Annotated in this window: 7 protein-coding genes and 2 pseudogenes; 7 read left to right on the forward strand and 2 right to left on the reverse strand. The window is 61.8% G+C overall.

What is annotated here, in order from left to right; genetic code table 11:
- Nucleotides 1–101: 101 nt before the first annotated feature.
- The 7 genes from PY990_RS16105 (at nucleotide 102) to PY990_RS16135 (ending at nucleotide 5,936) form a co-directional block, all read left to right on the forward strand.
- Nucleotides 102–764 carry a peroxiredoxin-like family protein gene (locus tag PY990_RS16105; RefSeq protein ID WP_013521175.1) on the forward strand — a complete coding sequence of 221 codons (663 nt, stop codon included), beginning with the start codon at nucleotides 102–104 and terminating at the stop codon, nucleotides 762–764.
- 80 nt (nucleotides 765–844) lie between these two features.
- A complete protein-coding gene (locus PY990_RS16110) occupies nucleotides 845–1,750 on the forward strand; it encodes a DMT family transporter (protein WP_249368007.1) in 906 nt (301 codons plus the stop codon).
- The gene (locus PY990_RS16115) at nucleotides 1,747–2,463 is read left to right on the forward strand and encodes a glutathione S-transferase family protein (protein WP_013521173.1); all 717 of its coding nucleotides are present in this window, start codon (nucleotides 1,747–1,749) and stop codon (nucleotides 2,461–2,463) included. The genes PY990_RS16110 and PY990_RS16115 overlap by 4 nt, the downstream gene beginning before the upstream one ends.
- A gap of 1 nt (nucleotide 2,464) precedes the next feature.
- The gene (locus PY990_RS16120; RefSeq protein WP_013521172.1) at nucleotides 2,465–3,259 is read left to right on the forward strand and encodes an SDR family NAD(P)-dependent oxidoreductase; all 795 of its coding nucleotides are present in this window, start codon (nucleotides 2,465–2,467) and stop codon (nucleotides 3,257–3,259) included.
- Nucleotides 3,260–3,322: 63 nt separating this feature from the next.
- Nucleotides 3,323–3,937, forward strand: coding sequence for a TetR/AcrR family transcriptional regulator (locus tag PY990_RS16125; RefSeq protein ID WP_013521171.1), 615 nt, complete (start codon nucleotides 3,323–3,325; stop codon nucleotides 3,935–3,937).
- The gene (locus PY990_RS16130) at nucleotides 3,934–4,638 is read left to right on the forward strand and encodes a glutathione binding-like protein (protein ID WP_013521170.1); all 705 of its coding nucleotides are present in this window, start codon (nucleotides 3,934–3,936) and stop codon (nucleotides 4,636–4,638) included. The genes PY990_RS16125 and PY990_RS16130 overlap by 4 nt, the downstream gene beginning before the upstream one ends.
- Before the next feature lie 128 nt (nucleotides 4,639–4,766).
- Entirely contained in the window at nucleotides 4,767–5,936 is a 1,170-nt protein-coding gene (locus PY990_RS16135; protein ID WP_013521169.1) for an AlbA family DNA-binding domain-containing protein, read from the forward strand.
- 265 nt (nucleotides 5,937–6,201) lie between these two features.
- Here PY990_RS16135 and PY990_RS16140 read toward each other — a convergent pair.
- Nucleotides 6,202–6,471, reverse strand: a pseudogene (locus PY990_RS16140) (transposase); the annotation flags it as partial.
- Between the two features lie 63 nt (nucleotides 6,472–6,534).
- Nucleotides 6,535–6,882 (reverse strand): annotated as a pseudogene (locus PY990_RS16145) (DDE-type integrase/transposase/recombinase); the annotation flags it as partial.
- Nucleotides 6,883–6,897: the final 15 nt, after the last annotated feature.

The following is a 6,897-nucleotide window of genomic DNA, read 5'->3' on the forward strand; positions in this document are numbered from 1 at the left end:
AATTTTGGATGCAAGTCAACACATTTTTTATCGACTGATATAAAATAACGGGAGTCCGCTGCGATCCCCGCCGCGACTGCCTTGCTCGAAGGGAGATCCAAGTGGCCGTTATTGATCTTGATCGACAACTGCAAGAATTGCGAAAGGAGTTCGCCCGCACCGCTCCAGCCGGCCGGGTCGCGCTCTATGAGTCCAGGATCGAGGAACTGCGATCGACCTTTGCGAGGCACGCTGCGCTGAAGGAGGGAGACAGGGCCCCCGACTTTTCGTTGCCGGACGCCCAAGGCGGCACGGTGTCGCTGTCCGCTGCTCTCAAGCAAGGTCCTGTGGTGGTGACCTTCTATCGAGGTGGCTGGTGTCCGTACTGCAACCTCCAACTGCGGTCCTACCAGGCCTTGCTGCCCGAGTTGGCATCCTTTGGCGCAAGCATGCTGGCCATCTCACCTCAGCTTCCGGACGCATCACTGTCAACCGCGGAGCGCGAGGCGTTGACGTTTAACGTCCTGAGCGATCTGGGCAATGACGTGGCTCGCCAATTCGGGCTGGTCTATCCATTGCCGCAGGAACTGCGCGATGCCTTGAGTTCCAGCAACAAGGCGCTGCCGAGCATAAATGGGGACGCCAGTTGGGAGCTGCCCGTTCCCGCCACCTATGTGATCACGCCGAACCAGAGGATCTCGCTGGCTTTCATCGAGGTCGATTACCGGCAGCGATTGGCCCCGCAGCGACTTCTTGCGGCGCTGCAAGAGCAGGCGGTTACGTGACGCAGGCCGTCGACTTGGTGCAAGAAGCGGTAGTCGGACCGGCTGCCGCGTCGTGGCCTCAGAGATCATCCCGGAACGTCTTGCGCGGATTCTGCTGGGCCGGGCTCAGCGTCACGATCTTTGCGGGCTGGTTCGTCGTGACGCGCTTCAGTGTCACGCGCGAACTTCGCCTGTGGGATGTGACCGCGCTGCGGTTCGGCATCGGTGCCGTCATTCTTCTTCCAGTGCTGTTGCGGGGAAAGAGACGCCTATCAGCCAAGGAATGGCGTGAGGGGCTGGTCTATGCCTGCCTTTGGGGGTTGCCCTTCGTCCTGGCGGTCGCGCTCGGCCTGCAGCTCACGTCGGCCGGCCGCGCGGCAGCGATAGCGCCGACCCTGATGCCGGTATTCGCCGGCGCCTTCGCGTGGATTTTCCTGAAAGAGAAACAGGGCCGCGCGCGCTGGTGTGGCTACCTCGCCATCATCATCGGACTGGTGTTCATGGTTGCAGGCGGTGTTTCCGCTCACGGTGGCATGAACCCGATGGGCCTCATCGCCCTGATGACTGCCGCTGCCATGTGGGCCGTCTACACGCTGCTTTTTCGGCGCAGCGCCCTGACACCTGTGCAGGCCGCAGCCCTGATCTGCTTCTGGTCGGCCATCCTCTTCCTGCCGATCTATATTTTTGGCGGGCTCAGTCGCCTCGCCATGGCCTCACCCAGCGAGATCGGCTTGCAGGCCGTCTATCAGGGCGTCCTGATGAGCGGCGTTGCGATCGTTTCCTTCAATCGCTCTGTCGCGCTTCTGGGCCCATCTGCGGCCACAGCCATCATCGCCCTGATTCCGGTCGTTGCTTCGCTGGCCGCCATTCCCGTACTTGGAGAGCTGCCGTCTGGTGGAGAGTGCGTTGCACTTGCCGTCGTTGTTGGCGGCGTGCTCTTGGCAGCACGTCCTGCCCGTAAAGCAGCGAAGCCATCGATTTCCGCAACCACGAGGCATACACCATGATCCGGTTCTACTTTCATCCGACCCCCAACCCCGCAAAGATCGCGCTCTTTCTGGAGGAGACCGGTCTGGCCTACGAAGCCTTGCCGGTCGACACAAGCAAGGGCGAGCAGCATGCGCCCGCCTTTCGTGCGATCAATCCGAACGGCAAGGTACCGGCCATCGTCGATACCGAGGGGCCGGGCGGCAACGAAGTCAGGGTCTTCGACTCGACCGCCATCCTGATCTATCTGGCGGAAAAGACCGGCCAGCTTCTGGGCACGTCCGAGGATCGGCCGGAGTTGCTGTCCTGGCTGCTCTTCATCGCCTCGGGATTGGGGCCGTTCTCCGGGCAGGCGGTGCACTTCCAGTTCGCCGCGCCCGAGGGCTTGGACTACGCGGCCAATCGTTACCGCCGCGAGGCGGAGCGGCACTATCAGGTTCTCAACGATCACCTGTCCGGACGCGAGTTCATCGTCGGCAGCGGTTTCACGATCGCCGACATCTCCGCCTGGGGCTGGCTCGATCGCGCTTCCCGCGTGCGCAAGGGCGCCGAGGATCCTCTGGGGCCCTTTCCCGAACTGAAGCGGTGGTTCGCAGGCGTGGATGCGCGTCCGGCGGTCGCTCGCGCCCGGGCGCTCGCCAAGAGCCATGCGTTCAAGGCGATCAACGACGAGGAGACCAAGCGTGCGCTCTTCCCGTCGAACTATCCCCCTGCATCGGCGCAAGGAGTTTGAAATGGAACTGAAGAACAAGCGGGTCCTCGTCACGGGCGGATCGAGCGGGATCGGCCTCGCGCTGGCCCATGCGCTGATCGCGCGAGGCGCCAGGGTGGTCATCACCGGAAGGCGCAGAAGCGTCCTGGACGATGCACTGCGCAGCCTTGACTCGGCGACGGGCGTCTGCGCTGACGTGGGAAGTCCCGAGGGACGCGCGGCCACGCTGGACCAGGCGATACAGACGCTGGGCGGACTCGACATCCTCGTCAACAACGCCGGCGGCGTGCGGGCTGGCCGGCTGGAGAACACCACGGAAGCCGATATCGAGCAGATGGTGATCGTCGACTTGCTCGCGCCAGTCTTGTTGACCCGCGCGGCGCTCCCCGCTCTGCGGGCCAGCGGAGATGCCATGGTGGTGAATGTCGCCTCCGGCATTGCCCTGGTCGGCGCACCCTTCTATGCAACGTATGCCGCGGTGAAAGCAGGTCTGGCTCGCTTTGGCGAGGCGCTCAGGCGCGAGCTCAAGGGCGAAGGCATTCATGTGTTGACGGCCTATCCTGGAGGCACGGACACGCCGATGATGAAGTCGAATCGCGCTGGTCCCGAACTGGGGTTTTCGCGCGAGCCTGCTTCTGCGGTGGCCGATGCCATCGTCGCCGGGATCGAGGCGAACGCTTTCGAGGTCATCCGGGGCGGGGAGGCGAGAGCCCAGATGATTGCGCTCAACCGTAACGATCCGGTAGCGGTCGATGCGAGATTCCTGACGCTCAAGAGCGCGCTGGAAGAGGCGGTCAAGGACCACAGCGCATTGTGACGACGCGGCATCAAGCACCGCATCCACTCACGAAGCCAACCACGAACCGATCCAGGAACGATCATGGCGCGCCCCAGAGAGTTTGACGAAGCAGTGGCCCTCGATGCCGCGATTCAATGCTTCTGGTCGAGGGGCTACGAAGCCACCTCGGTGCGGGACCTGGCCGACGCGATGGGTATCGCCGGCCCCAGTCTGTACAACACGTTTGGCGACAAACGCACGCTGTACCGGCAGGCGCTCGAACACTATGTCGAGCGAGGCTTTTGCGATCGGGTCCGGCGCTTCGAGTCCCAGTTGGCACCTCGTGCGGCCATCGGTGCGTTCTTCGATGAGATCATCGAATTGTCGCTGGCCGACGACCAGCGCAAGGGATGCCTGATCGTGAACTCGGCACTGGAGCTGGCACCTCACGACGCGGAGTTTCAGGCTGCACTGGCCGCTGTCTTGCGCGACATGGAGGCCTTCTTCTACCGTTGCGTCAAGGCCGGCCAAGATGCCGGCGCGATCAACATCACGTTGCCGGCCGATGATCTCGCCCGGATGCTGCTCGGCTTGCTAATGGGGCTGCGCGTCCTCGCGCGATCGCGGCCAGAACCGGAATTGCTGCGTGGGCTTGTCCGGCCCGCATTGGCGCTGCTCGATGGCGCCGGCACATCTCAACGACGGAGTCGCAAATGATCGACCTCTACTATTGGCCCACGCCCAATGGCCACAAGGTCACGATGTTTCTGGAGGAGGCTGGCCTCGAATACCGCATTCATCCTGTCGACATCAGTGCGGGCGACCAGTTCAAGCCTGAGTTCCTCGCGTTCTCGCCGAACAACCGGATGCCTGCGATCATCGACATGCAGCCGGTCGACGGCGGGGAGCCCGTGACCGTCTTTGAATCGGGCGCCATCCTGGTCTATCTTGCGGAGAAAACGGGTCGCTTCATGCCGACCGACCTGCGTGAGCGCAAGGCGGTGCTGGAATGGCTCTTCTGGCAGGTCGGTGGACTCGGCCCCATGGCCGGTCAGAACCATCACTTTGGCATCTATGCGCCCGAGAAGATCCCCTATGCCATCACGCGCTACGTCAACGAGACCAATCGCCTGTACGGTGTGCTCGACCGACGCCTGGCCGTGCAGGAATATCTCGCAGGTGAAACCTATTCGATCGCGGACATGGCGACCTACCCCTGGGTGGTGCCGTGGAAGCGCCAGCAGCAGGAACTCGACGAGTTCCCCAGTCTGCGGCGGTGGTTTGATGCGATTCGCAATCGTCCCGCGACGATCAGGGCCTATGCGCGCGGCGAGCCTTTCGCATCGCGTCCTGCGGTGACGGAGGAGGGCAAGAAGCTTCTGTTCGGTCAAACTGCCGCAGGCCCGCAGGCGCGCTGATACGTTTATGGTGCACACACCAGCGATTACTCAAAGTCAAAGCAATCACGCGACGTGGGCGTGCGCCAGCTGCTGCAGGGAGCTCGGGAATTCGTGGAGATCTTTCGAGGCGCGGGCATGATATCGCTATGACCATCGAACCGTGGGCGGACGCCCAGCTATCTGAAGATATTCCTCGGCTTGCTCAGGGCGGTGAGAGCGAGACTGTGGAATTCAAGCGAGAGCTGCCAAAGCAGGTGCGGGATCTTGCCAAGGAAATCGCGGCTTTCGCTTCCAGCAGCGGGGGCCGACTCCTTCTTGGAGTGGCAGACGACGGCTCGATTCCAGGAGTCGAAAATGCACATGACCCAGCGGTTCGAGATGATCTCGGCAGAAGGATCGTGGGCGTTTGCCAGATCATCGATCCCCCCGTCCGCCCGCAGATCGGCTGGACATCGGCAAATGGGCTCGGCGTTCTCGTCATCACTGTCGAGAAGGGTTCAGAGCCTCTGTACTACGTGGATTCGCGCGCGTACATCCGGCACGGCACGGTCTACCGACCGGCGACGGCCTCAGAGGTTCGCGCTGCCTTGACAGCTTCCATGCCCGGGGAGGCCGCAGAAGGACCCAAGAATCATCCGGAGCTGTCTGCGCTGGCCGACGTGCTCGCCAACGTGCGACGCTGGAGCGATACGGACTCCGAGATGCGAAGCCTGAAACCCTGGATTGAAGATTGGTCGGCAGATGCGGAGGTCTATGCGTCAAAGCTGCGCGACCTGTCCGTCTCCGACTGGGCCATTGAGAGCCACGTCAATGAACGGTTGGAAGCCACAGCTGAGAAGCTCGATGAAGTCGCACAGTTCCGGCACTACCTCGGCGAAGGGGAAAACTTCAACGACGTGTGCAACTCCGCAGGCTTCGCTGCTGCGGAGTTGATGCGCGATCTGGTCGATCCTATCGAGGTCAGCGATGAGACACAGCGAAAAGTCCTGGAGGCGATTGCCAAACTTGCCCGCAAGTTGACCCAAATGTGGGACCGTGCCAACAAAGAGATCTTCGATGGGCGTGTCGAGAAAGCCCAGCAGGAAACCTATGGCATCGGCCAGCAAATCGCCACTTGGACCTATTTCAGGCTGTCTGTTGTGCCGGAAAGCACGCTGGCCGATCTGCGCCGAATCGGTCTTAGCCTGCTCCAACTGGTGTCCATGAGGGTCTACATGGATGGCGGCGCTTCACTACAGCGCATCGTCGATGATGCTCAGACTCTTGTGAAAGAGCTGAATGCGAACGTCGAGAGTTTCCTGCAGTTCGATCGCTGAGTACTGTGTGCGCCGCCGTTTGCCCTTGGGCGGCTGCGGGCCACGGCTGCCAGAGGCGTGCTCGCTCCAGCGGTACGGTGACCGTGCGCGCACTCAGCGTCTATGCGCTGGCGCGCGCCTCAGGTCGCCGGGAAGCACAATCCCCAGGCTCCCATGCAACTCCTGACATGGATGCGGTCCGTAGCTACCCGGAACCCGAATACCCTCTAAACCCGCGTCAGATATGGGTTTGCGTCCGTCCGATGCAAATCGAAAGTCCTTGACAGCGGACATTTTTTAGGATGTCGCGCTCCTCGGTCAGACGCTTGATCTCGGCCTTCAGTCGCCGGACCTCCGCCGAGTCCTTCGCCGTCGGCAGCAGTGCCGCCTCCGCGCCGTCGGCATTGGCAGCGCTCTTCGCCTTGCGCAGCCACTCGTACAGGCTGTGGGTGGAGACCCCGAGCCGCTGGGCCACATCGGCCACCCGGAAGCCACGTTCGGTTACCTGCTTGACCGCTTCGGCCTTGAACTCATCCGTGTACTGCCTGTTGCTCATAAACACCTCTGTCGTTGCCATGAATTATGGCTCCTAGGTGTCTACGAAAGGCTGGCCGGTCCAGACCTCCGTTTTGTACAAGCCGTTGATAGTTTCAGCCAGGGCGTTGTCATAGGAGTCGCCGGTGCTGCCCACCGAAGGCATCAGGCCAGCTTCCTCCAAGCGCTCTGTGTAGCGAATGGACACGTACTGACTCCCCCTGTCGGAGTGATGAATCAGCTTTTCATCGCTTGAAGGATGCCGTGCGTAGAGAGCTTGCTCCAATGCATCCACAACAAAGTCAGTGCGCATGTGGCTGCTGACTCGCCAACCCACAATCCGGCGGGCATAGACATCAATCACAAAGGCCGCAAACATCTGACCTTGCCATGTCGATACATAGGTAAAGTCTGCAACCCAAAGCTGGTTGGGGTCTCCTCGTTTTCA

It is taken from the genome of Limnobacter olei (assembly GCF_029087225.1).
GTDB lineage: Bacteria > Pseudomonadota > Gammaproteobacteria > Burkholderiales > Burkholderiaceae_B > Limnobacter > Limnobacter olei.

Excerpts from the sequence above, each read along its gene's own strand:
- PY990_RS16115 (WP_013521173.1), top strand. The coding sequence starts at position 1,747 with ATGATCCGGTTCTACTTTCATCCGACCCCCAACCCCGCAAAGATCGCG.
- PY990_RS16135 (WP_013521169.1), top strand. The coding sequence starts at position 4,767 with ATGACCATCGAACCGTGGGCGGACGCCCAGCTATCTGAAGATATTCCT.
- PY990_RS16120 (WP_013521172.1), top strand. The coding sequence starts at position 2,465 with ATGGAACTGAAGAACAAGCGGGTCCTCGTCACGGGCGGATCGAGCGGG.
- PY990_RS16125 (WP_013521171.1), top strand. The coding sequence starts at position 3,323 with ATGGCGCGCCCCAGAGAGTTTGACGAAGCAGTGGCCCTCGATGCCGCG.
- PY990_RS16130 (WP_013521170.1), top strand. The coding sequence starts at position 3,934 with ATGATCGACCTCTACTATTGGCCCACGCCCAATGGCCACAAGGTCACG.